Raw genomic sequence first — 19,284 nt, 5'->3', positions numbered from 1 at the left:
TGGTCACGGCAGGCTGGGGTCGGCATTGACCCATCGCTGCTCGCCGGACGGGGTGATGATGAGGGCGCGGGTGCGGGCCTTCGTGCGCGCCAGCCGTGGGCACGCGACCTGCACGATGCGCGGGATGTAGCCGTCGCCCTCCCCGGTCGGCTGGCGCAGCTCGACCTGCATGCGCGCGACCGTGGATGGCTCGCGCCCGCTGGCGGTCACGGCGGCGACCTGCTCCCGGGTGAAGGGCTGGCCGGCAATCGGGATGCCGACCCACGGCGATTGATCGGACGGGGCGATGCGTACCCCGCCACGCAAGGCAGCGGCCACATCGGCGGCGGACAGCGCGGTCATGCCGCGAAGGCCCGCAATGCAGCCGACCGGGCTACACGCACCCGCGCCGTCCGCGCGATCGCCTGCTGCGCGACCGCAAGGGCCTGCTGTGCCGCGTCATCCTCGGATATGGCGGCAGCGGCTTCGGCGGACAGGTGCTTGACCAGCTGCGCCGGGCTGGGCCTGCGCCGCAGCCGCGCCTGCAGATCGCGATCGGCGGCGAGGATGGCGAGCATGACGTCAGGATCCATGCCCCGACGCCGCGCGCGGGTGGCGATGACACCGTGTCGATCGGCGGCATGCTCCTTCGCGGCGGCATGGCCCCGGAAATTGATGACCGGGTCCAGTCCACGCGCCTGCGCGCGGGCGGCGGCCATTTCGGCATAGACGCCGCGCAGGTCTTCGATGTCCTGGAGGAGGTCGGGGTCGACGGTCATGCGACGCTACCTTGGGCGTGCCGCCCTAGAGCTTCAGCGTCGGCCTTGAGTATCGCGCGGGCTAAATCGACCCAGTCGGACCAAGGGCCCTCGGCATTTTGATTATCATTCCGTGGGGACCATGGGACATACCACCCTGTGAGCCAGTCAGACCGCTGGATACCACACCGCTTCGCGCCATTGATGGCTTCCGGCAGGTATTCATCCAGCGCATCAGAATCTGGCCTTTCGACAGATGCGACGGGCTTGCCGGCGATGAGTCCCAAGACAGCGTCGGCCTGCCTGCGGTACGCCGCGCGGGCAATTTCAGGCTGATGATCTTCGTAATGAGCGCCGATGCAAGTGCTGCTGTCGCAGCCGCAAACATCACTGACTTCAAAAAGGCACGCCTCATCCCAATCGAGGCCGTCGGCCTTCGCCAGCACGCGCGCGATATTGTCGCGGCTCAGGTCCGACGCGCTCACAGCCAGCGCCCCACCAGCACGTCGGCGATCCGCCGCCACTGCGGCGCGACCATCCCGACGATGACCCCGACCGACACCACGGCGGCGGCGGCGAATATGCCCGCGATCCAGCCCCCGGCAATCGCGACGACCAGCACCGCTCCTGCGGCGGCACCGGCGATCCGGTCTAGGTGCAGATGCTCCGCAGCCTGCCGCCGGTATCCCACTGCGGCTTGTAGATCGCCAAGCCACCGCGCAGCTGCTCGCAGCTCAGGTCGCGCCCATTCACGCTGACCAGCGCCAGCGTCCGGCCGTACCGGTCCCTGCCCGTCCGCGTGATCGTCACCGGCCCACGGCGCAGCATCGCGGCAATCGTCGCCTTCGAGCGCACCGGGTCGCCGGGCGCGCACACCCTGCCCCGCCGGCAATGGCCCGGCATTTCGGGCGCATCGATCCCCAGCAGGCGTATCCGCTCCGACCCGCAGCGAATGGTGTCGCCATCCGTCGCGGTACAGCCGGTCAGCAAGAATGAGGCGAGCAGCGTCAGGATCATGGCGGCCTTGGAATAGCACGGGGGCGGTCTCCATCGCCGCGTCGTGCGGCTGATGGAAGAGTTATGTAGGGTGCGCCCTACCAAGTCAACCGGTTAAGTGGGGCGCGGCCTACGCCGGTTATTCGCCTGTGCAGTCGACCCCTAGCTGATTCATCAATTCAAATTTGCTTGGTGAATCTTCCTGGCTGCACACGGGCACGTCTGTTTCGGCTTCGGCCCCTGCCGGCGGGGAGGACGATTCGGATCGTGCGATGCCAACGACTGGTGGAATATCCATGTCGTCTTCGACGATAGCCGGATCTGGCGGCCGAGAAGCTGCAATTCGCGTCCGCGAATTATAAATGCACCAATACCGGTCGCGTATTGGGGCGTTGTAGCTGTTCGCGGCATCGTAGGTTAGGAAGACGTCCTGTGATCCATCGGCCTTCGGATGAGCAACCGTCTGCTCGATTAACTTATAAGTCGACGGAGCCTTCAGCGTCCCAAGCAATATTGCTTCGCAGCGCGCGACCGGCTCCGGTTTTGGCGAACAACCTCCAATCGCAGTCGATAATATCACAGCAAGAGAAAGTTGCCGAAGGATGCCGGTCATACCGCACACTTCCACTTCCAAGTGATTAAAGACCGGTTGTTCGTCACACCTCTAGTGCCTTTTGATTGATCCAATCACCCTACCATGAATCATAATATTCGATCGGTCTACGATTTGGTTTTCGACATCTGGATTATCACTGATGACCATCACCCTGTTCTCGTCAATCGCTCGCAAGCGCTTGACCGCACCTAGGCCAAAAAGCCACATCGCCCAAATACGATCTTGGGCATTGAGGTCAGTTTGGTTCACGTCGATAAACAGCAGATCCCGGTCATGCAGCGTGGGCTGCATGGAGTCGCCAATTCCATCGACGATTCTAATCCGGTCTGCGGGAGTTATGGTCATGCTTCGCAGGAAGGCGATGTCAAACTCGAATGCCTCGCTATCGACGTAGCTGGAATCTAAATCGGATCCTGCGCCCATCGAATACGACAAGTCGAGGCGCATTACCGGCGCGGTCTCGCCGCTGTCGGCAGATCTCACCTGAGGCTGCTCCGGCCTATCCGACCGGTGGCCCGCTTCAGAATCGTTCTCGAAGGCGCGAGTACGAGGATGCACAATATCTACGAGGCTATCGCCGCGGAGGCCAAAGACTGATTCAATCGCACGCAGCACTCGCGGACTCGGCCTTTTGACCTTGCCACGCTCAATGTCCCAGAGCGGCTTACCTGTGGTATCGAGCAGCTTGCGCAACTCCGTGTCGAATGAATCCCGCGTCCGCCCTGAGGCAGCGACCAAAGCGGTCAGGTATTCTTGGAGAGGGGATCGGTAGACTTCGGGCATGCCCGAGATGTCACACACGCCAGCCGCGCCCGGAAGGCTAGGGTTTGCCCTACATATTGGCCTTGACGGTAGGGCATGTCCTACACTACCACTCGGCCTATGAAGAAGCCGCCTGCTCTGCTCGATGATATCGACGCCTTCCTCGGCGATCACGATCTGTCGCCGGTAAGTTTTGGCCGGCGGGCCATGCGTGATCCGCATTTCGTACGCGATCTGCGCGCGGGCCGAAGAGTCTGGCCGGCTACGGAGCAAAAAGTCCGTGATTTCATGGCGGCGTACCAGCCTGCCTCTGAGCAGGCGGCGGCGTGAAAACCGTTTTCACCCCCGAGCAGGAGGCCGAGATCGACCGCCGCGCCGGCGTCATCGCTGCCCGCTTCGTCGCACATGCCTTGGCCGGTGCGAATGACCGGCTTGCTGTCGCGATCGCTGATCGACGCGCGTTTCGTGCCCGGCTGTTCGGCCAGCTGGCGGTGGATGCGGATGATGTCCCTGCTCATGACGACGGAGGTATATGATGACCGCGCCGCATATCCACGCCCGCTATCGGACCGTGCCCGCGACTATGCTCCTTGGCAGCATGGGCCGCAGCCTGGAGCGCATCAAGGCCGAGGACGAGCTGATCGACGCGGACCTCGGTCGGGTGATCGGCAAGAGCGCGGACCGGATCGCGGCGTATCGCGGCGGCCGCGACATGTCCGCGCTGGGCTTCGTGCTGGCCTGCAAGGAGTGGGATGGCCGCTTCGCCAATGACACGCTGGCGCTGGTCGGGATGAGCCTGCGCCCGCTCGACGGCGCGGCGGCGATCACGGCCGAGCGGGATTGCCTGCCGGCGGTGGCGTCGGCCGTCGCCAGCCTCGCCGCCGCGCTGGCCGATGGTCGCATCGACGACCTGGAACTGGCGGGCATGACGGCTGAGCTGGACGCGGCGGCAGTGGCGCTGGACGCCCTGCGCGAGCGTGCACGCGGTCGGCGACTGAGTTTGATTTCGGGTTGAGTTTCTAACCGGCGGGCACCGTGCCGCCTGAGGAGTGATGTATGGACGTCATCAATGACGTCGGGGCGGCGAAGGCTGCTTCGGCGAGCGATACTTTGCGGCCTGTACTGGTCGACGTCGCCACGCCGGTCGGCTTCGAGGCGTGCTTCCACCACGTCATCCGTGGGCCACGCGTCCTGTCGATCGGTGTGGCTGTGTCACCTACCTCGCTGAGCCTCAGTGTCGAAATACTGGCTGGCCGGACCAAGGGTCTTGCGATCGGCCTTGGCCCGGTATGGATCTTCCTCACCATGACGACGGTGCGGCTGTGACGCAGGCCCCGTCAGTCGCCGCCGGCAAGGCGTTCTCGCGTGCGCAGACCGACGACCCGGTCAATCGCGAGACGCACGACTTCTACCCGACATGGCCGGCGGCGACACGCGCGCTACTGACGGTCGAGCGATTCGACGGCGCGATCTGGGAGCCGGCCTGTGGTGATGGCGCAATGTCGACGGTCCTTGCCGATGCCGGCTATTCGGTCATCAGCACCGACCTGATCGATCGCGGCTTCGGCGAGCCGGACCGCGACTTCCTGATGGAGTGGGCGCCGCGTGCGCCCAATATCGTGACCAATCCGCCGTTCCGCTGGGCGATGCAATTCATCGATCGGGCGTTGATGCTCACCACCGGCAAGGTCGTGATGTTCCTGCGGCTGGCGTTTCTCGAAGGGGTCGAGCGCGGCGCGTGGTTCCCCGGCACGCCCCTTGCCCGCGTCTACGTCATGTCGCGCCGGGTGCCGATGGGGCGCGGAAAGATTGCGGGTGAAGCAGAAGGTCACGGCGTGATCGCCTTCGCATGGTTCGTCTGGGACCATGCCCATAGTGGACCTCCCGCGCTCTTTTTCCTCGACTGGAAGTCGGCATGAGCAAAGCAGATCAGTCATCTTTTGTGACCTCCGAAGCGGCCGGCGCTGGCGCGAGGCGGACCTGCGCGGACTGCTCCGCCGCGATCAGCCGCCAATCGAAAGGCCGGTGTCGATCGTGCTCAGCCAAGGCCCTGAATGCCCACCCCGACCAAGCCGAGCGCCATCGCGCAGGCGTCGACGCTTATGTCGCGCGACCTGAAGTTCAGGCCAGCCTGCGCACCAGGCTAAGCCACCACATCGCGACCATGTCCGACGAGGAGCGGGAGCGTCGCCGGGAGCGCGGGCGTCACATCGCCAAGACCGTGCTTCAGCGGCCGGATGTGATCGCGCGCTACACGCCGGAGATGCGCGCCGCCGCTGGCAAGAAGCGGACCGCGACGACATTGGCTTGGTGCCCACCCGAGTACATCGACGAATACCGCCACCTGACGGCCTCCATCCGACTGAGCGCGGCAGAGGCGCGGGCGATGATCGAGGACAGGATTGTCGCCGACCGCCGCCGCGGCAAGGCGCAGCCGCAGCCGATGAGCTTCGAGGACAAGCTCGCCCGCGTCGCTGCCGGCGCGCAGCTGGTCGCCACCCCCGACACCCGCCGCCCCGATCCCGCCTTCACGCTCGGCGGCATCGCCAGCGCGGCATTCTGAAAGGACGACCATGACCACGAGCAATGCAGGCCCCGGACACAATAGCGGCGACGATCGCCAGCACGGCATGGGGGGCGGCAGCGTCGCAGCGGACGAACTGCGGCTGCTGATCGAGCGCGCCGAGCGGCTGGAGGAAGAGAAGAAGGGTATCGCGGAGGACATCAAGGACGTGTTCGCGGAAGGCAAAAGCCGTGGCTACGACACCAAGGCCATGAAGAAGATCATGGCGATCAGGAAGAAGCCCAAGGAGGCGTGGCAGGAAGAGGAAAGCATCCTCGAGACGTACATGACCGCGCTTGGCATGATCTGACGTGATCACGGTCACCCTGCCCTGGCCGCCGGCGGCGCTGAACCCCAATGCGGCCAAGCGCCTGCATTGGGGCAAGCGCGCGACGCTCGCGAAGCGCTACAAGCGTGACTGCGGCTGGGCCTGCGCGGCGGCCGGGGTGCGGTCGCTGGCGACCAGCCGGCCGCTGCTGATCGGGCTGACCTTCCACGCGCCCAATCGCCAGCGGCGCGACATCGACAATATGCTGGCCTCGATCAAGGCCGGCCTCGACGCGCTGAGCACTGCGCTCGGCGTCGACGATTCCCTCTTCGACATCACCCTGAGCCGCGGCAATCCGGTCGCCGGCGGCTCGGTGGTCGTGCGCGTGTCGGACGTGCAATCCAGCACCCTTCCTGACAGTCCGTCAGTATCATGAGCTTGGCGGCGCTCATCCGCGATATGGCGGCCGTCGGCGCTCCAGCCGAAGCGATAGCCTTGGCGGTCGAGGCTATCGAGCGCGCGCAGGCGCAGGTCGACACCACACGCGCGGCAGCGGCGGAGCGTCAGCGCCGTAAGCGCGCACGCGACCGTGACACGTCACGTGACAGTCACGCCACCGTCACGGGACATGTCACGCTTGAGCCCTCCCCCTCTCCCCCTCCCCTTCTTTCTCCCCAGACCCCTCAAACAACCCCACCCCCGCTCCCCCACCCGGATACAATTCGCGCGCACACACGAGGGCCGCAGATCGGCTGGATCGTGCTGGCGGTCATCGTCGAGGCCTGCCGAGCGCAGATCGCAGCGCAGCGGCCCAAGCCGGTCGCGGTCAAGGCTCGATGGCAGCGCAACATGCCGCCGCCGCCCGGCGTGACTGACGACCAGTGGGCGGGGTTCGTGGCACACCGCCTCGCCAAGCGCTCCCCGCTGACCCCACGAGCTTACGACCTGCTGACCGGCAAGCTGGCGAGGTATGCGACCGACCTTTGGCCGCCCGGCGCGATCATCGACACCATCGTCGAGCGAGGCTGGACCTCTTTCGAGCACACCTGGCTCTCCAAGATCACGGACACCGATCATGCCCCAAGACCTCGCCACGACCGATCAAGCGGCTGGACTCCCCGACCTGGCATGGAGGGCGTTGAGCCTGCTTACCTCGACGACTGAACACGTGCTGCAGACGCTGGGCAGCGACGCGACCTCGTGCATCGCCGCCGCAATTGCCAAGACGATGCACGACCTGCGGCCCGTGCCGGCCGATCCTGTGGGGCGCGATGCCTGGAGCAAGGCCATCGACCTGCGGCTGATCCGCCTGGCGGTGAAGGTGCTGCCGACCGCATCGGAATCGCAGACCCAGCTGTGGCGTGATGCGCTGGTCGAGGCACTGAGCGACCTGCCCGCGATGATATCGCTGACAGCAGCGAAGCGGGCCATCCATCGGCCTTTCCGCTTCATTGGTGAAATCGAGACGGCCGTGCGCGAGATCAGCGCTGAGATGCAGGCCGAGCGGCATCAGCGGCTGACACTTCTGCGCCGCATGCAGACCGAGGTCGAGCGCGCCTTGCGTCCGCCGCCTACCCTGCCGGCACCAGCTGCCGATGCGCCGCTCACCGGTGCGCAGATCAGAGCGATGTCGAGCGACCTACGCCGCATGGGCCTGACTGCCGGCTTCATCACGCAGGATGAGATTGACGCGGCGCTCAGCGACGATCTTCAGCAGGCCGCATGACGGCGTTCTATATACGTTCTATATACAGGGGGTGGTGATGGCACAGGATCAGGAGCAGGTGATGGCGGATCGGCGCGGGCACGACTGGTGCATCCTGCGGACCGGTGCATCGCGGACGCTGGCGCTGGCGGCATCACTGTCCGCCGCCGGGTTCGACGTCTGGACACCGACTGAGACCCGCTCGCGCCGCAAGGGCCGATCGCGGGAGCGGGTAGACTATGCCGCTCCGATCATGCCAACCTTCGTATTCGCCCGGGCCGCCCATGTGGCGGATCTGGCGGCGGTCGCCAGCCTGCCGTTCACGGCACATCCGGGCTTCTCAATCTTTCGCCATCTCGGTCGCGTGCCGCTGGTCAGCGAGGCCGAGGTGGCGGGCGCGCGGCGGATCGAGGATCGATGTAAGCGAGCGGCGGTGATGGGCCAGCGGCGCACCTTTGCGATTGGTCAGTCGGTGCGGGTGACAGAGGGTGCAGCAACCGGGCTTATCGGCGAGGTCGTGGCGGATGGTGATGGCAAATACATCTTGGTCGCCTTCGATCGTGTCACCCTAAAAATTGGGGCTTGGCTATTGGGAACAGAAGCGGTACAGGAAACACCTATTGCCGCATGAGCGGACCGCGATGAGCGCGATGGCTTAGCCACCCTCATCCCATATCTGGCGAAGCACCTGCTTCTGCCGATGTCTGAGACCTGCCCGACAGTCATCCCGACCGGCCCCGCCTCGCATGTCGCCCGCCTCTCTGCGACCGCGTCGCAGTAGGCCCCCTTTGGGTCCTTCCCGGCCCCAACGATAGTACGGGGGGCAAAGGCTCGTAATCTTTCTAGGCGCGAGATTCGCCATAGTTCTTCCTCCCTGTCCGTGAAAACGGCGGATTTCTGCGGCTTTTGGCGGATGGAGCAGGGAAGTGGCGCAGATCGACCTTGATGAGCCGACCCGGCCGCAGCTTGCGGCGCTATTCGGATGGTCCAGCCGCTGGATCGGCGAGCTTCGATCGAAGGGCGACCTGCCAGCGGACGGATCGACGCTGCTCGAGAATGTCGAGGCGTGGGCGCAGATGAAGTACGGCATCGACGACGATGCCGACCCCGAGGCGCTGGATAAAGAGCAGCAGCAGGCGCGACTGGCCAAAGAGCAGGCCGACGCCAAGGCGATGGACAATGCGGAGCGCCGCCGCGAGCTGGCCTCGCTGCCCGACATGATGGCCGCCGGTGCCGGCGTGATCGTCATGATCGTCGCACAGCTCCAGCAGGTCGGCGCGCGCGTCGCCAAGGGGGACACCAAGCTGCGCGCCCGGATCGACACCGAGATCGACACCATCCTGACCGACCTGAGCATGGCCCGGGTGGAGGAAGCGCGCGGCGGGGGCTTTGATGAAGGAGAGCCCGAGGACGCCGGCGGCGATTGAGCCGTACCGCGCACCGGGCGCACACGGTGCCGCGCTGGCGCAAAGCTGGCTCGCCGCCTGCCGCCCCCGCGAACGCCCGCCGCTGTCGACCTTCATGGCGGCGCATGCGCGGTCGGATGACGGCGCGCGGATCCGGCCATTTCCTTTCCAGGCGGACATCGCCGACGCCTTCACCGATCCCGAGACGTCGCAGCTATCGGTCAGGAAGAGCAGCCGCATTGGCTATTCGACCATCCTGCAATGCTTCGTCGCGTGGCGGATCAAATACGACCCCGCCCGCACGCTGATCTACCAGCCGACGATCGACGACGCCGAGAAATTCAGTCGCGACGATCTGGATCCAGTGCTGCAATGGCCGATTGTCCGGTCCGTCGCAATCTTCAAGCCACGGCATGCCGACAATCAGATCCGGGCGAAGCGCTACAAGGGTGGCTGGATCCAGATCAAAGGGGCCAATAGCCCGAAGGAATTCCGCCGCGTCACCGCGGACGACGTCTTTCTCGAGGAGTGCGACGGCTATCCCTGGGCGACCAAGGAAGAGGGCGATCCGGCCCGGCTGGCCTTCAAGCGCAACCTGACGTCACCGCGCCGCTTCAGTGCCGCCGGTTCGACGCCGAAGGTGAAGGGCCTCAGTCGGATCGACGCGCTCTTCGAGCAGGGCAGCCAGGAATATCGGTACGTACCCTGCCCGCACTGCGGGCAGATGCAGACGCTGGTCTTCGGTGACGGCACCGGAGCCGGCATCCGATGGGAGCCGAGGGAGAATCCGACCCGCGCCTGGTACCGCTGCGAGGCCGGGTGCGATATCGACGAAGCCGACAAGCCCGCAATGGACGAGCATGGCGAATGGCGGGCGCATAATCCAATCGCGTATCCCCGCCATCGCAGCTTTCATATCTGGGCGGCGTACAGCCAGCATCCGGGCGCGGCCTGGCTGGAAATCGCCCGTGAATTTCTCGAGGTCCGGCACGATCCCAATCTGCTGCGCACCTGGGTCAATCAGGTCTTGGGCGAAGCATGGGCGGAGCGGGGCGAAGCGCCGGAGTGGCAGCGACTGTACGACCGGCGGGAAAAGTCCATGCGGCTGGGTACTCCGTCGGCGCGCGCCTGCCTGCTGATCGGCGCGGCCGACGTCCAGCGCGGCGGTGGTGGTCGCATCGACATGGACATCTGGGCCTTCGGACCCGGACGGCATCGCGAATTCGTCGAGCGGATCGAGGTGCACGGGTCGATATCCGACAAGGGCGTGTGGAAGGCGCTGGATCAGCAAGTGGCGCGCAGCTGGGTGACCGAGGACGGGCGGACGATGACGCTGGCCCGCGTCGCGATCGATTCCGGCGACGGTGAGAATACCATGCCGGTCTATGCCTGGGCGCGCAGGCATCCGGGCTTCGCGATGGCAGTGAAGGGCCGGCACGCGATCGCGACCAATCAGCTGATCGGCGCGCCGAGCTGGCAGGACGTCACCGTCAATGGGCGCAAGCTGAAAAAGGGCGTGCGGCTGTGGAATGTCGGCACGTCGATGGCGAAGCTGGAGCTTTTCGGCGACCTGGAGAAAGAGCGGCCGGTCGACGGCGAGGAGTATCCGGACGGCTATGTCTTCCTGCCCGACGGCACCTCGGACGAGTGGATCAAGCAGCTCGTCGCCGAAGAGCTGCGCATCATCCGCCTGCGCAACGGCGGCTTCCGCCGCGAATGGCACAAGGTCCGCGATCGCAATGAGGCGCTGGATAATGCGGTCTACGCCCGCGCAATCGCCTTTTCACTCGGTGTCGACCGCTGGCGCGAGACTGACTGGCTGAAGGCGCGCGGCGACTATTCGGTCCCGGCCCCTGCAGTCAGCGCCCCAGCCAAGTCCACCACCGCCGATCGCGCCGCACCGACCGCGCAGGCGAGCGAGACGCCGGCGACCAAGCGCCCGGCGACCGTCCGGCCGAAGAAGCAGAATCCTTTCACCGCAAGCCGACGGAGGTAGCATGGCATATCAGCAGTCAGACATCGACAAGCTGCACGCCACGCTGGTGGCGGTGGCGACCGGGGCGCAAAAGGTACGCTTCGCCGATGGGCGCGAGACGACTTTCCAGACGGTCGACGCGGTGGCGGCGGCGATCAAGGTCGTCGACGCGCAGCTTCGCATGCAGGCTCGCGCGCTAGGCGGTGTCGTGCGGCACCGCGTCCCCTATTACCGCAGCGGCCTGTAGGCGTGGCCGATCGCACCTTCCTGGACCGGCTGCTGCGCCGACCAGCGGCGTCCCCGCGCCCGGTCGCGCCGGCACGGCAGCGGATCGCGCGCGGTGGCCCGCGCGCGGAGTACGACGGTGCGACCTTAGGCCGGCGTGCTGCTGGCTGGCGACGGACGCAGCGCGATGCGAATGGCGAGCTGTCACCAGCGGTGGCGGCGGCGCTGCGCGGGATCGCGCGTGACCTAGTCCGCAATAATCCCTTCGCCGCGCGCGGGGTCGCGACGATCGCCAATAATATGGTCGGCACGGGCATCACCTTCCAGGTGTACCGCGACGGCAGGATCGACCCGGCGCTGAACGCGAAGGCCCGCGCGCATTTCGATACGACGGCTTGCGATAGCGGCGGTCGTCACGACCTGTACGGCCTGCAGCTGCAGGCGGCGCGGGCGATCGTCGAGAGCGGTGCCGTGGTGATGCGGCGGCGCTGGCGGCGGGGGTCGGATGGCCTGCCGCTGCCGGTGCAGCTGCAGATCCTAGAGCCGGACTATCTCGACCCGTCGAAGCACGGTCCGCTGGCGACCACGCCGGGCGTGACCGGCGGCTACATGCTGTACGGCGTCCAATTCAGTCCGATCGGCGCGCGAGAGGGGTATTGGCTATACAGCGGGCATCCCGGCAGCGCGCGCGCCACCTCGCTGGGATCGACCTTCGTCCCGGCGGCGGATGTGGCGCATGTCTTCCGCGCCGACCGGCCCGAAATGGAGCATGGCGCGACGTGGCTCGCGCCGATCGTGCTGCGGATGAAGGACTTCGCGGACTTCGAGGATGCGCAGCTCACGCGACAGAAGCTCGCATCCGCCTTCGTCGGCGTCGTCACCGGCGAGGATGACGGCGCCGCGATCCCCGGCATCCAGACCGAGGACGGCGTGCTGGCCGACGACCGCGAGCCGCTGGACTATATCGAGCCGGGTACTTTCCAATATGCGCGGCCGGGCGAGGAAGTGACTTTTTCGTCACCGCCCGGCGTCGAAGGCTATGCCGACTATACCAAGGTCTCGCTTCGCGCGATCGCGGCCGGTCTCAGCGTGCCATACGAGGCACTGACCGGCGATCTGTCGGGCGTCAATTTCTCGTCCGGCCGCATGGGCTGGCTGGAATATCAGCGGTCGCTGTCGACGTGGCAGTGGCTGCTCTTCATCCCGCAATTCTGCGGCGCGGTCAGCGCCTGGATGATCGATGCGCTGGAGATGATCGGCGAGAATGTCGACGGCGTCACCGTCCGCTGGACCCCGCCGGGCCGGGAAATGATCAATCCGGCAGACGAGGTGAAAGCCTCGCGCGATGCGATCCGCGCTGGTGGCAAGACCATCTCGCAATGGGCGCGCGAGCGTGGCGAGGATCCCGACACCTTTCTGGCCGAGGCCGTCGCGGACTTCAAGAAGCTGGATGAGCTTGGCTTGGTCTTCGACTGCGACCCGCGCCGCGTCACCGCGGTGGGTAATCCCGCCGAGGCCGCCCCAGCCAAATCGACGGAGCCTGCATAATGGATATTCTCCTCTACGGCATCATCGGCGACGAATGGGACGGCCTCGATGCCAAGACCATCTTCGGCCTGATCGCCGGGAGCGACGATGACCTCGTCGTCCGCATCAATTCGCCGGGCGGCTACGTCATGGAGGGGCTGGCGATCTTCAATGCGCTGGCCAGCGCGAAGGTCGCCGGCCGCAAGGTCACGGTGCATATCGACGGCCTGGCCGCTTCGATGGCGTCGGTGATCGCCATGGCCGGCGACGAGATCATCATGGCCGACAATGCGCTGATGATGATCCATAATCCCTGGGACGTGGCGATCGGCGACGCGCGCGAGCTGCGCGCAGCGGCCGACAAGCTCGACGTCATCCGCGACCAGCTCGTCCGCATCTATTCCGGGCAGACCGGCCTTACGCCCGAGCAGCTGGTGCCGATGCTCGATGCCGAGACCTGGCTGACGTCGGAAGAAGCGCTCGCCCAGAAATTCGTCACGTCCGTCACCGCCGCGTCGAATGCGGCAGCGTGTGACGTCACCGCATTCGGCTTCCGCAAGGTGCCGGAGACACCGCGCATCTCCGCAATGGCGATGATCGGCAAGCCACGCGCGGTCGCTACCGCACCCCAGCGTCCACAGGAGAAAATCATGGACCTCTATACGACTGCCGTGGCGCTGACCGCCGCGATCTCCACCTTCCAGGCCAGCGGCGGCACGCAGAAGGAAATCGACAAGATCGTGAAATCGGCGATCGCGCTGCACACGCCGGATCTGGTACCGGCGACTGGTGCCCTCGCCCTCGCGCTGGCGGCCGCAACAGCCGCCCCCGCCCCGGTCATCACCGACACCCCGACCATCGCGCTGACGACGGCGGACGTGCAGGCCGCAGTCTCGACCGAGCGCCAGCGCACCACAGGCATTCGCGCGCTCGGTACCAAGCACCGCATGCCGGCCGAATTCATCGACGGGCTGGTCGCCGATGGATCGACGTTGGCAGCCGCGCGCGAGAAGATCCTCGACAAGCTCGCCGAGGGCGGCGACGCGGCCAATGTCGGGCATACCAGCCCGGCGCGTGTCACGGTCGATGCGCGCGAGAAATTTCGGGAAGGCGCGACCAATTGGCTGCTCGTCAAGGCGGGCGTCGCCAATCTCGTCGAGAAGGCCGCCGCGCTGAAGGGCAGCCCGGTCAAGATCGATCCGGGCGAATTCCGCGGTATGCGCAATGTCGATCTGGCGCGTGAATCGCTGGAGAACGGCGGCACGAATACCCGGTCGATGCGCGATCCCGACATGATCGTGCGACAGGCGATGACCGCGCAGGGCGCAGTCATCACGCAGACGACCAGCGATTTCCCGGTGCTTTTCGAGAATGCGATCCACCGCATCCTGCAGGCCGCCTATGCGACCACGCCGGATACCTGGACCCGCTTCTGCGGTATCGGCACCGTCACCGATTTCCGTCCGCACACCCGGTACCTGCGCGGCAGCTTCGGGGCGCTCGATCAGGTGAATGAGGCCGGGGAATTCAAGAATAAGCCGATCCCCGACCTCGCCAAGGAGATGATCGTCGCCAAGACCGTCGGCAATATGATCAATCTGTCGCGGCAGGCGATCGTCAATGACGACATGGACGTCTTCAGCGGGCTTGCCGTCGATCTGGGCCGCGCCGCCAAGCTGACGATCGAGGTCGATGTCTATGCGCTGCTGAATTCCAATCCGATGATGAATGACGGCCTGCCGCTGTTCGATCCGGCGCACGGGAATATCGCGGCGGCCGGCGCGGTCCCCTCGGTCAAGGCTTTCGATGACATGGATGCGGCGATGGGCGCGCAGCGTGACATCAGTGGGAATGAGTATCTGGAGATCGGCCTCGATCGCCTGCTCGTCCCGCGCAGCCTGCGCGGTGCCGCGATCACGATCAATGGCAGCGAGTACGACCCCGATGCGGTCAATAAGCTCCAGAAGCCCAATATCGTGAAGGGCCTGCTGAGCGACATCATCTCCACGCAGCGGCTGACCGGTCCGGCCTATTACGGCTTTGCCGATCCGAATACCGCGCCGGCGCTGGAGGTGGTCTTCCTGAATGGCGTCACGGAGCCTTTCACCGACAGCCAGGACGGCTGGCGCGTGGATGGCGTCGAATGGAAGGTCCGCCACGACTACGGTACCGGCGCGGTGAATTACCGGTCGGCGTACAAGCAGCCGGGCGTCGCCGCCTAAGCGGTGCGGCCCCTGACGGGAGGGTGGCGGCCCGCCACCCTCCCGCACTTTCGGAGAAAATCCATGAAATACATCGCTCTGCTGGGTGCCGCCTATGTCGGCGGCGTCCTGCGTCATCCGCACGAGGGTGCGATCCCCGTCGACGACAGCGAGGCCAAGCGCCTGGTCGATGTCGAGAAGCTCGCCGAGGACGTCACCGACGGCTTCACCAAGGCGCAGCTGTCCGATGCGACCGAGGAGACGATCTCGGCCGCCGCCGGCGACATCTCCACGCCGCCGCTCGACAATCCGCATCTGTCGCAGGCCGCGCCTGTGCCTGCCCCCGAATCCAAGCCCGCCCGCAAGGGCACGGCCCCGAAGGAGTAAATCCGCATGGCTCGCAATTTCGTCCAGCCGGGTGAGACGCTCACCCTCATCGCGCCCCGTGCGCTTGCCAGCGGCGACGGCTTCATGGTCGGCGGCATCTTCGCCGTCGCGCTGGCCGCCGCCGCGATCGGGAAGCCGGTCGAAGCACGCCGCATTGGCGTGTGGGACCTGACCAAGACCGCCGGCCAGGCGTGGACGCCCGGCCAGAAGCTGTACTGGGACAATACCACCTTCGCGGTCACCACCACGGTCGGCACGAATGCGCTGATCGGCGCGGCGACGCAGGCCGCCGCCTCGGCCGCCGTCATTGGCCGCGTCATGGTGACCGGCCAGATCGCGGCCTGACCCACCGGCCACTCCCCCCGGTGCAGCCTCGGGGCGGCGCGTGTCGTCGCCCCATTTTATGGAGTGAGCCCATGAAGACCGTGACCATTTTCGGCCCGACCATCGTCAATGGCGAGGTCCGGCACCCACATGAAGGGCCGCTGACGATCAGCAATCGGGAGGCTGCGCGGCTCGTGCAGGGCGGCGTGCTGAAGGATCCGCCGCTCGATGCCGATGGCGAGCATGCCGACGATGTCGAGCCGCCCGTCGATGGTGACGGACTGGACCTGCTGACAATCGCTCAGCTGTCCGAGCTGGCAGAAGTCGAGCAGATCGACATTTCCGGCGCCACGCTGAAGGCGGACATCATCGCCGCGATCCGTGCCCACCGCGCAGGCTGATGGGGGATCCCTATCAGGCGGCGCTCGATGCTCTTTTCTGGGCACCGGGGTCGTCGCCGGCGATATTCCAGCCGGCTGAAGGATCACCAATCGCGATCCGCGTCATCCGGAGCGCGCCCGACCGGACGACGGGCTTCGGCGACAGTCGGGTGCTGGACAATGCGGCGACGCTGATCGAGATCCGACGATCGGAGGTCAATGCGCCCGCCTCCGGCGACTTTATCGCGATCGAGGGGCGGATCGTCGATGGGCAGGTCGTGGGCGGTGAGGTCTTCGAGATTTTCGGCGACCCTGTCCTCGATCTGGAGCGCATCGGCTGGACGTGTGGCGTGGAGCTGCGCGAGCCGTGAAGGTCGACATCGAGATGCCCGACTTTGCGGGCCTGATGATCGACCTGGAGGGGGATGTCGCCAAAGCGGCGACCGGCGCGATGCGGGCGACGACCCGCCCGACGGTGGCCGAGCTGCGCGAGCAGATCGTATCGAATGGGCTGAGCAAGCGCCTCGCCAATACGTGGCGCGACCGGGTCTATCCCGAGCAGCGCGAGAGCATGAATCCGAGCGGCTATATCTGGTCGAATGCACCGGAGATCATCACGAGCTTCGTGGAAGGCGCGACGATCCGGCCCGTCAATGGCGCGAAATACCTGTGGATCCCGACCAAGAATGTGCCGACCTCGCGCGGTCGGACCTCCACCCGCGGCAAGCGCATCAAGGGCGGCCGGATGTCGCCCGAGGAGCTGGAGAATCATTTTAATGCGGACCTGACCGTCCGAAAGGGCCGGGCCGGGACGGTGCTGGCCTTCATGGACGTCGTCGCCGCGCGCAATGCACGGTCCTTGCGCCGCGTGACGAAGGGTCGGCTGCGGCAGGGCCGCAAGGCGGAGCCAGTGCTGATGTATGTGCTGCGCAAGACGGTCACCATGCCCCGCATTCTCGACCTGCGCGGGCCGGCCGGACGCTGGGAAGCCAGCTTCCTCGAAGATTTTAATCGGCGGATGATGACATGATGTCCAAGCGCCTTACCGTCCTGTGGCGGGTCAAGCAGCTGATCCAGATCGCGCTGCCCGGTGCGCGGGTCATGGGTCTTGACGGTGAGGATGCCGCGCCGGCGATCATCCCGCCCGCCGGCATGGTCGTCGTCCGCAGTGGCGATCCGGGCGAGCCGGAATACACCTTCAGCCCGATGGCCTATCATTATGAGCACAGGATCCCGATCGAGGTGTCGACGGCGCGGTCGCACGGCCTGACCAGCGAGGAGGCGCTGGACGTCATGCTCGTCGCGATCGGGCAGGCGGTAGCCACCGACCGGACGCTCGGCGGCTTGTGCGACTGGCTCGACACGTCTGCCGCCGGCACCGACGACATCGCCATTGAAGCCGCGGGCAAGCCGCCGCGCGGTGCCGACCTGATGATCATGGCGTCCTATTCGACGCCCAATCCCCTCACCTGACACCCCTTACAGGAGTACGCTCATGGGACGCGCACGCGGCCAGAATGCCGGTATGGCCCTCGGATTCGAGACGGCCTATGGCACCCCGCCCACCACCGGCAATCGCCGGATGCCCTTCGTGTCCAGCAATCTTGGCGCGGAGCAGGGACTGATCGAGAGCGACCTGCTGGGACGTGGTCGTGCGCCCTACGATCCGACCTATGACGTCGTCGTGAATGACGGTGACGTGGTCGTGCCGCTGGACACGCGCTTTTTCGGGCAGTGGCTCCGGCTGCTGCTCGGCGCACCTGTGACCACCGGCACCGAGCAGGCAGGATATGTCCACGTCTTCACCTCGGGTATGGCGGCGCTGCCGTCGGCATCGATCGAGATCCAGCATCCCGATCGTCCGGCATTCTCGACCAGCTACGGTGCCCGCGCCAATACGCTCCAGATCCAGATGCAGCGCAGCGGCTTGGCCAGCGCGACACTCGGTCTGATCGCCAAGGGCGAGACGGTGCCGTCGACGACCACCAATGCAGGCGCGCTTGTAGAATACGGCAGCATCCAGCGCTTCGCGATGGCCAGCGGGTCAGTGAAAATCGATGGAGCCGTGATCGGCGAGGTCGTCTCGGCGCAGCTCGGATTCTCGAATGGCCTGGAAAAGGATGAGACGATCCGCTCGGACAGCGAGATCAATGATGTCGACCCCGGCATGCCATCGGCCACGCTGTCACTCGTCACGAAATTCACGGATATCACGCTTTACACGCGGGCCGTCAGCAAGGACCCGGTCGCGGTACAGCTGTCATGGTCGGTCGGCGCACGCACGCTGGAGATCGAAATCCCTCGGCTATTCCTGCCACGTCCGAAAAAGCCGATCACGGGTCCGGCCGGTATCCAGGCGACATTCGCCGGCATCGGTGCGACCACCACCGGGCAGCCTCTGATGATCGCGCGGCTGACCAATGATGTGGCCTCCTACTGATGCTCGTCGCACAGCGAGAGCAGGCCGAGCCGGCCTGGACGCCGGTGATGGGCGCGCGTGTCCTATTCGCGCCGATCACGCGGACCATGCTGCGCCGCGCGCGCCGTGCCGCACTGGAGGCGCTGGGGGTCGAGGGAGCGGATGGCGGCGAGCAGGCATCGCCGGCCGATCAGATGGAGGAGCTGGGCGACGCGCTCAGCCGCGCGCTGATCGTGGCGGGCGCGCTCGACTGGCAGGACGTCGCACTGGCCGCGGTCGACCAGCATGGTGCCACGATCCTCGATGACGAGGGCGATGCGGTCTACGATACGCTGGACTTCACGCCGGAAAATTTGCTGACGGTGCTGTCCGATGCTCTGGTCTTCGAGGCCTTCGATGCGGCGTATGTGATCCCCTATGTCATGCGGGAGCGGGAGCGCGCCGCGCCGGGAAAAGAATCGTCGCCCTCGCCAAATGGCATTTCGACGAAGGCGATGGAGGATCCGACTATTGCCGGCTCTCCTGCAGCGCCGGCGACGGCGACCGATGCGTCGAATGCCCGTACCGGCTGCACCAAGCCGAAAGCGATCAAGAAGAAGACGTCTGGACCCTGCTGACCGGGTGTGACCGGCAGCTGCGCGTGGGCGGTATGGGCCAGCCCTTCGCGCTGGATTTCACCGCCGTGATGGCAATGGGCCAAGCGGCCAGCGTCGATATGGCCCTGCTGGCCGATGTGCTGCCGGCCGTCGAAGCCGTGATCGTCAATCGCCTCGCCGAAGCTGCCGAATAGGAG

Annotated in this window: 32 protein-coding genes; 25 read left to right on the top strand and 7 right to left on the bottom strand. The window is 66.0% G+C overall.

Going from position 1 to position 19,284, the window contains the following annotated elements; all coding sequences use genetic code 11:
• Positions 1–3: 3 nt before the first annotated feature.
• From ASE75_RS06310 to ASE75_RS06295, 7 genes are all read right to left on the bottom strand, one after another.
• Complete coding sequence (locus tag ASE75_RS06310) at positions 4–342, bottom strand: hypothetical protein (protein ID WP_055930582.1); 339 nt, start codon at positions 340–342, stop codon at positions 4–6.
• Entirely contained in the window at positions 339–758 is a 420-nt protein-coding gene (locus ASE75_RS06305) for a hypothetical protein (RefSeq protein WP_055930579.1), read from the bottom strand. Before ASE75_RS06305 ends, ASE75_RS06310 begins: the two co-directional genes overlap by 4 nt.
• A complete protein-coding gene (locus ASE75_RS15400; RefSeq protein ID WP_156340232.1) occupies positions 755–1,222 on the bottom strand; it encodes a hypothetical protein in 468 nt (155 codons plus the stop codon). The genes ASE75_RS06305 and ASE75_RS15400 overlap by 4 nt, the downstream gene beginning before the upstream one ends.
• Complete coding sequence (locus ASE75_RS15395) at positions 1,219–1,359, bottom strand: hypothetical protein (RefSeq protein WP_235512531.1); 141 nt, start codon at positions 1,357–1,359, stop codon at positions 1,219–1,221. The genes ASE75_RS15400 and ASE75_RS15395 overlap by 4 nt, the downstream gene beginning before the upstream one ends.
• A gap of 29 nt (positions 1,360–1,388) precedes the next feature.
• Positions 1,389–1,754, bottom strand: a complete 366-nt coding sequence (locus ASE75_RS06300) for a thermonuclease family protein (RefSeq protein ID WP_055930577.1) — start codon at positions 1,752–1,754, stop codon at positions 1,389–1,391.
• Positions 1,755–1,872: 118 nt separating this feature from the next.
• Positions 1,873–2,346 (bottom strand): hypothetical protein, encoded by a 474-nt coding sequence (locus tag ASE75_RS15390; protein WP_156340226.1) that lies wholly within the window; start codon positions 2,344–2,346, stop codon positions 1,873–1,875.
• A gap of 51 nt (positions 2,347–2,397) precedes the next feature.
• Entirely contained in the window at positions 2,398–3,132 is a 735-nt protein-coding gene (locus ASE75_RS06295; RefSeq protein ID WP_055930574.1) for a S24 family peptidase, read from the bottom strand.
• A gap of 99 nt (positions 3,133–3,231) precedes the next feature.
• Here ASE75_RS06295 and ASE75_RS06290 point away from each other — a divergent pair, with 99 nt between their 5' ends.
• From ASE75_RS06290 to ASE75_RS15730, 25 genes are all read left to right on the top strand, one after another.
• Positions 3,232–3,441: a hypothetical protein gene (locus ASE75_RS06290; RefSeq protein WP_055931085.1), complete on the top strand. Its 210-nt coding sequence runs from the start codon at positions 3,232–3,234 to the stop codon at positions 3,439–3,441.
• Positions 3,438–3,647, top strand: coding sequence for a hypothetical protein (locus ASE75_RS06285; protein WP_055930571.1), 210 nt, complete (start codon positions 3,438–3,440; stop codon positions 3,645–3,647). Before ASE75_RS06290 ends, ASE75_RS06285 begins: the two co-directional genes overlap by 4 nt.
• Positions 3,647–4,126 carry a hypothetical protein gene (locus tag ASE75_RS06280; protein WP_156340223.1) on the top strand — a complete coding sequence of 160 codons (480 nt, stop codon included), beginning with the start codon at positions 3,647–3,649 and terminating at the stop codon, positions 4,124–4,126. Before ASE75_RS06285 ends, ASE75_RS06280 begins: the two co-directional genes overlap by 1 nt.
• Before the next feature lie 41 nt (positions 4,127–4,167).
• Complete coding sequence (locus ASE75_RS06275; protein ID WP_055930565.1) at positions 4,168–4,437, top strand: hypothetical protein; 270 nt, start codon at positions 4,168–4,170, stop codon at positions 4,435–4,437.
• Entirely contained in the window at positions 4,434–5,030 is a 597-nt protein-coding gene (locus tag ASE75_RS06270) for a hypothetical protein (protein WP_055930562.1), read from the top strand. Before ASE75_RS06275 ends, ASE75_RS06270 begins: the two co-directional genes overlap by 4 nt.
• Positions 5,027–5,674, top strand: coding sequence for a hypothetical protein (locus tag ASE75_RS15385; protein ID WP_156340220.1), 648 nt, complete (start codon positions 5,027–5,029; stop codon positions 5,672–5,674). Before ASE75_RS06270 ends, ASE75_RS15385 begins: the two co-directional genes overlap by 4 nt.
• A gap of 67 nt (positions 5,675–5,741) precedes the next feature.
• Positions 5,742–5,984 (top strand): DUF2312 domain-containing protein, encoded by a 243-nt coding sequence (locus tag ASE75_RS06260; RefSeq protein ID WP_055931081.1) that lies wholly within the window; start codon positions 5,742–5,744, stop codon positions 5,982–5,984.
• A gap of 1 nt (position 5,985) precedes the next feature.
• Entirely contained in the window at positions 5,986–6,378 is a 393-nt protein-coding gene (locus tag ASE75_RS06255) for a RusA family crossover junction endodeoxyribonuclease (RefSeq protein ID WP_055930556.1), read from the top strand.
• On the top strand, positions 6,375–7,106 hold the full coding sequence (locus tag ASE75_RS06250; protein WP_055930553.1) for a hypothetical protein: 732 nt from the start codon (positions 6,375–6,377) through the stop codon (positions 7,104–7,106). The genes ASE75_RS06255 and ASE75_RS06250 overlap by 4 nt, the downstream gene beginning before the upstream one ends.
• A complete protein-coding gene (locus tag ASE75_RS06245) occupies positions 7,081–7,668 on the top strand; it encodes a hypothetical protein (RefSeq protein WP_156340217.1) in 588 nt (195 codons plus the stop codon). The genes ASE75_RS06250 and ASE75_RS06245 overlap by 26 nt, the downstream gene beginning before the upstream one ends.
• Positions 7,669–7,705: 37 nt before the next feature.
• Complete coding sequence (nusG, locus tag ASE75_RS06240; protein WP_156340214.1) at positions 7,706–8,278, top strand: transcription termination/antitermination protein NusG; 573 nt, start codon at positions 7,706–7,708, stop codon at positions 8,276–8,278.
• A gap of 295 nt (positions 8,279–8,573) precedes the next feature.
• Positions 8,574–9,074 carry a hypothetical protein gene (locus ASE75_RS06235; protein WP_055930544.1) on the top strand — a complete coding sequence of 167 codons (501 nt, stop codon included), beginning with the start codon at positions 8,574–8,576 and terminating at the stop codon, positions 9,072–9,074.
• 94 nt (positions 9,075–9,168) lie between these two features.
• Positions 9,169–11,049, top strand: coding sequence for a phage terminase large subunit family protein (locus ASE75_RS06230; protein WP_235512530.1), 1,881 nt, complete (start codon positions 9,169–9,171; stop codon positions 11,047–11,049).
• Position 11,050: 1 nt separating this feature from the next.
• A complete protein-coding gene (locus tag ASE75_RS06225; protein ID WP_055930539.1) occupies positions 11,051–11,275 on the top strand; it encodes a hypothetical protein in 225 nt (74 codons plus the stop codon).
• 2 nt (positions 11,276–11,277) lie between these two features.
• Positions 11,278–12,801: a phage portal protein gene (locus ASE75_RS06220; RefSeq protein ID WP_235512529.1), complete on the top strand. Its 1,524-nt coding sequence runs from the start codon at positions 11,278–11,280 to the stop codon at positions 12,799–12,801.
• Positions 12,801–15,002, top strand: a complete 2,202-nt coding sequence (locus ASE75_RS06215; protein WP_235512528.1) for a ClpP-like prohead protease/major capsid protein fusion protein — start codon at positions 12,801–12,803, stop codon at positions 15,000–15,002. The genes ASE75_RS06220 and ASE75_RS06215 overlap by 1 nt, the downstream gene beginning before the upstream one ends.
• Positions 15,003–15,065: 63 nt before the next feature.
• Entirely contained in the window at positions 15,066–15,368 is a 303-nt protein-coding gene (locus tag ASE75_RS06210; RefSeq protein WP_055930533.1) for a hypothetical protein, read from the top strand.
• 6 nt (positions 15,369–15,374) lie between these two features.
• Complete coding sequence (locus ASE75_RS06205) at positions 15,375–15,713, top strand: DUF2190 family protein (protein ID WP_055930530.1); 339 nt, start codon at positions 15,375–15,377, stop codon at positions 15,711–15,713.
• Between the two features lie 71 nt (positions 15,714–15,784).
• Positions 15,785–16,093, top strand: a complete 309-nt coding sequence (locus tag ASE75_RS06200; RefSeq protein ID WP_055930527.1) for a hypothetical protein — start codon at positions 15,785–15,787, stop codon at positions 16,091–16,093.
• Positions 16,093–16,443: a head-tail joining protein gene (locus ASE75_RS06195; protein ID WP_055930526.1), complete on the top strand. Its 351-nt coding sequence runs from the start codon at positions 16,093–16,095 to the stop codon at positions 16,441–16,443. The genes ASE75_RS06200 and ASE75_RS06195 overlap by 1 nt, the downstream gene beginning before the upstream one ends.
• Positions 16,440–17,102, top strand: a complete 663-nt coding sequence (locus ASE75_RS06190; protein WP_055930523.1) for a DUF6441 family protein — start codon at positions 16,440–16,442, stop codon at positions 17,100–17,102. The genes ASE75_RS06195 and ASE75_RS06190 overlap by 4 nt, the downstream gene beginning before the upstream one ends.
• Positions 17,102–17,545 (top strand): hypothetical protein, encoded by a 444-nt coding sequence (locus ASE75_RS06185; RefSeq protein WP_200922316.1) that lies wholly within the window; start codon positions 17,102–17,104, stop codon positions 17,543–17,545. Before ASE75_RS06190 ends, ASE75_RS06185 begins: the two co-directional genes overlap by 1 nt.
• Positions 17,546–17,567: 22 nt before the next feature.
• On the top strand, positions 17,568–18,512 hold the full coding sequence (locus tag ASE75_RS06180; protein WP_055930517.1) for a phage tail tube protein: 945 nt from the start codon (positions 17,568–17,570) through the stop codon (positions 18,510–18,512).
• On the top strand, positions 18,512–19,108 hold the full coding sequence (locus ASE75_RS06175; RefSeq protein ID WP_055930514.1) for a hypothetical protein: 597 nt from the start codon (positions 18,512–18,514) through the stop codon (positions 19,106–19,108). Before ASE75_RS06180 ends, ASE75_RS06175 begins: the two co-directional genes overlap by 1 nt.
• A gap of 32 nt (positions 19,109–19,140) precedes the next feature.
• A complete protein-coding gene (locus tag ASE75_RS15730; RefSeq protein ID WP_200922315.1) occupies positions 19,141–19,281 on the top strand; it encodes a DUF7697 family protein in 141 nt (46 codons plus the stop codon).
• The last annotated feature ends 3 nt before the right edge of the window (positions 19,282–19,284 follow it).

Source organism: Sphingomonas sp. Leaf17 (genome assembly GCF_001421505.1).
Taxonomy (GTDB): Bacteria; Pseudomonadota; Alphaproteobacteria; order Sphingomonadales; family Sphingomonadaceae; genus Sphingomonas.
The sequence above is the reverse complement of the archived record's forward strand: the minus strand, read 5'-3'. Positions and strand labels throughout refer to the sequence as shown.

Excerpts from the sequence above, each read along its gene's own strand:
- ASE75_RS06310 (WP_055930582.1), bottom strand. The coding sequence starts at position 342 with ATGACCGCGCTGTCCGCCGCCGATGTGGCCGCTGCCTTGCGTGGCGGG.
- ASE75_RS06305 (WP_055930579.1), bottom strand. The coding sequence starts at position 758 with ATGACCGTCGACCCCGACCTCCTCCAGGACATCGAAGACCTGCGCGGC.
- ASE75_RS06300 (WP_055930577.1), bottom strand. The coding sequence starts at position 1,754 with ATGATCCTGACGCTGCTCGCCTCATTCTTGCTGACCGGCTGTACCGCG.
- ASE75_RS15390 (WP_156340226.1), bottom strand. The coding sequence starts at position 2,346 with ATGACCGGCATCCTTCGGCAACTTTCTCTTGCTGTGATATTATCGACT.
- ASE75_RS06295 (WP_055930574.1), bottom strand. The coding sequence starts at position 3,132 with ATGCCCGAAGTCTACCGATCCCCTCTCCAAGAATACCTGACCGCTTTG.
- ASE75_RS06290 (WP_055931085.1), top strand. The coding sequence starts at position 3,232 with ATGAAGAAGCCGCCTGCTCTGCTCGATGATATCGACGCCTTCCTCGGC.
- ASE75_RS06280 (WP_156340223.1), top strand. The coding sequence starts at position 3,647 with ATGACCGCGCCGCATATCCACGCCCGCTATCGGACCGTGCCCGCGACT.
- ASE75_RS06275 (WP_055930565.1), top strand. The coding sequence starts at position 4,168 with ATGGACGTCATCAATGACGTCGGGGCGGCGAAGGCTGCTTCGGCGAGC.
- ASE75_RS15385 (WP_156340220.1), top strand. The coding sequence starts at position 5,027 with ATGAGCAAAGCAGATCAGTCATCTTTTGTGACCTCCGAAGCGGCCGGC.
- ASE75_RS06260 (WP_055931081.1), top strand. The coding sequence starts at position 5,742 with ATGGGGGGCGGCAGCGTCGCAGCGGACGAACTGCGGCTGCTGATCGAG.
- ASE75_RS06250 (WP_055930553.1), top strand. The coding sequence starts at position 6,375 with ATGAGCTTGGCGGCGCTCATCCGCGATATGGCGGCCGTCGGCGCTCCA.
- nusG (WP_156340214.1), top strand. The coding sequence starts at position 7,706 with ATGGCACAGGATCAGGAGCAGGTGATGGCGGATCGGCGCGGGCACGAC.
- ASE75_RS06230 (WP_235512530.1), top strand. The coding sequence starts at position 9,169 with ATGGCGGCGCATGCGCGGTCGGATGACGGCGCGCGGATCCGGCCATTT.
- ASE75_RS06225 (WP_055930539.1), top strand. The coding sequence starts at position 11,051 with ATGGCATATCAGCAGTCAGACATCGACAAGCTGCACGCCACGCTGGTG.
- ASE75_RS06215 (WP_235512528.1), top strand. The coding sequence starts at position 12,801 with ATGGATATTCTCCTCTACGGCATCATCGGCGACGAATGGGACGGCCTC.
- ASE75_RS06210 (WP_055930533.1), top strand. The coding sequence starts at position 15,066 with ATGAAATACATCGCTCTGCTGGGTGCCGCCTATGTCGGCGGCGTCCTG.
- ASE75_RS06205 (WP_055930530.1), top strand. The coding sequence starts at position 15,375 with ATGGCTCGCAATTTCGTCCAGCCGGGTGAGACGCTCACCCTCATCGCG.
- ASE75_RS06200 (WP_055930527.1), top strand. The coding sequence starts at position 15,785 with ATGAAGACCGTGACCATTTTCGGCCCGACCATCGTCAATGGCGAGGTC.
- ASE75_RS06195 (WP_055930526.1), top strand. The coding sequence starts at position 16,093 with ATGGGGGATCCCTATCAGGCGGCGCTCGATGCTCTTTTCTGGGCACCG.
- ASE75_RS06185 (WP_200922316.1), top strand. The coding sequence starts at position 17,102 with ATGTCCAAGCGCCTTACCGTCCTGTGGCGGGTCAAGCAGCTGATCCAG.
- ASE75_RS06180 (WP_055930517.1), top strand. The coding sequence starts at position 17,568 with ATGGGACGCGCACGCGGCCAGAATGCCGGTATGGCCCTCGGATTCGAG.
- ASE75_RS06175 (WP_055930514.1), top strand. The coding sequence starts at position 18,512 with ATGCTCGTCGCACAGCGAGAGCAGGCCGAGCCGGCCTGGACGCCGGTG.
- ASE75_RS15730 (WP_200922315.1), top strand. The coding sequence starts at position 19,141 with ATGGGCCAGCCCTTCGCGCTGGATTTCACCGCCGTGATGGCAATGGGC.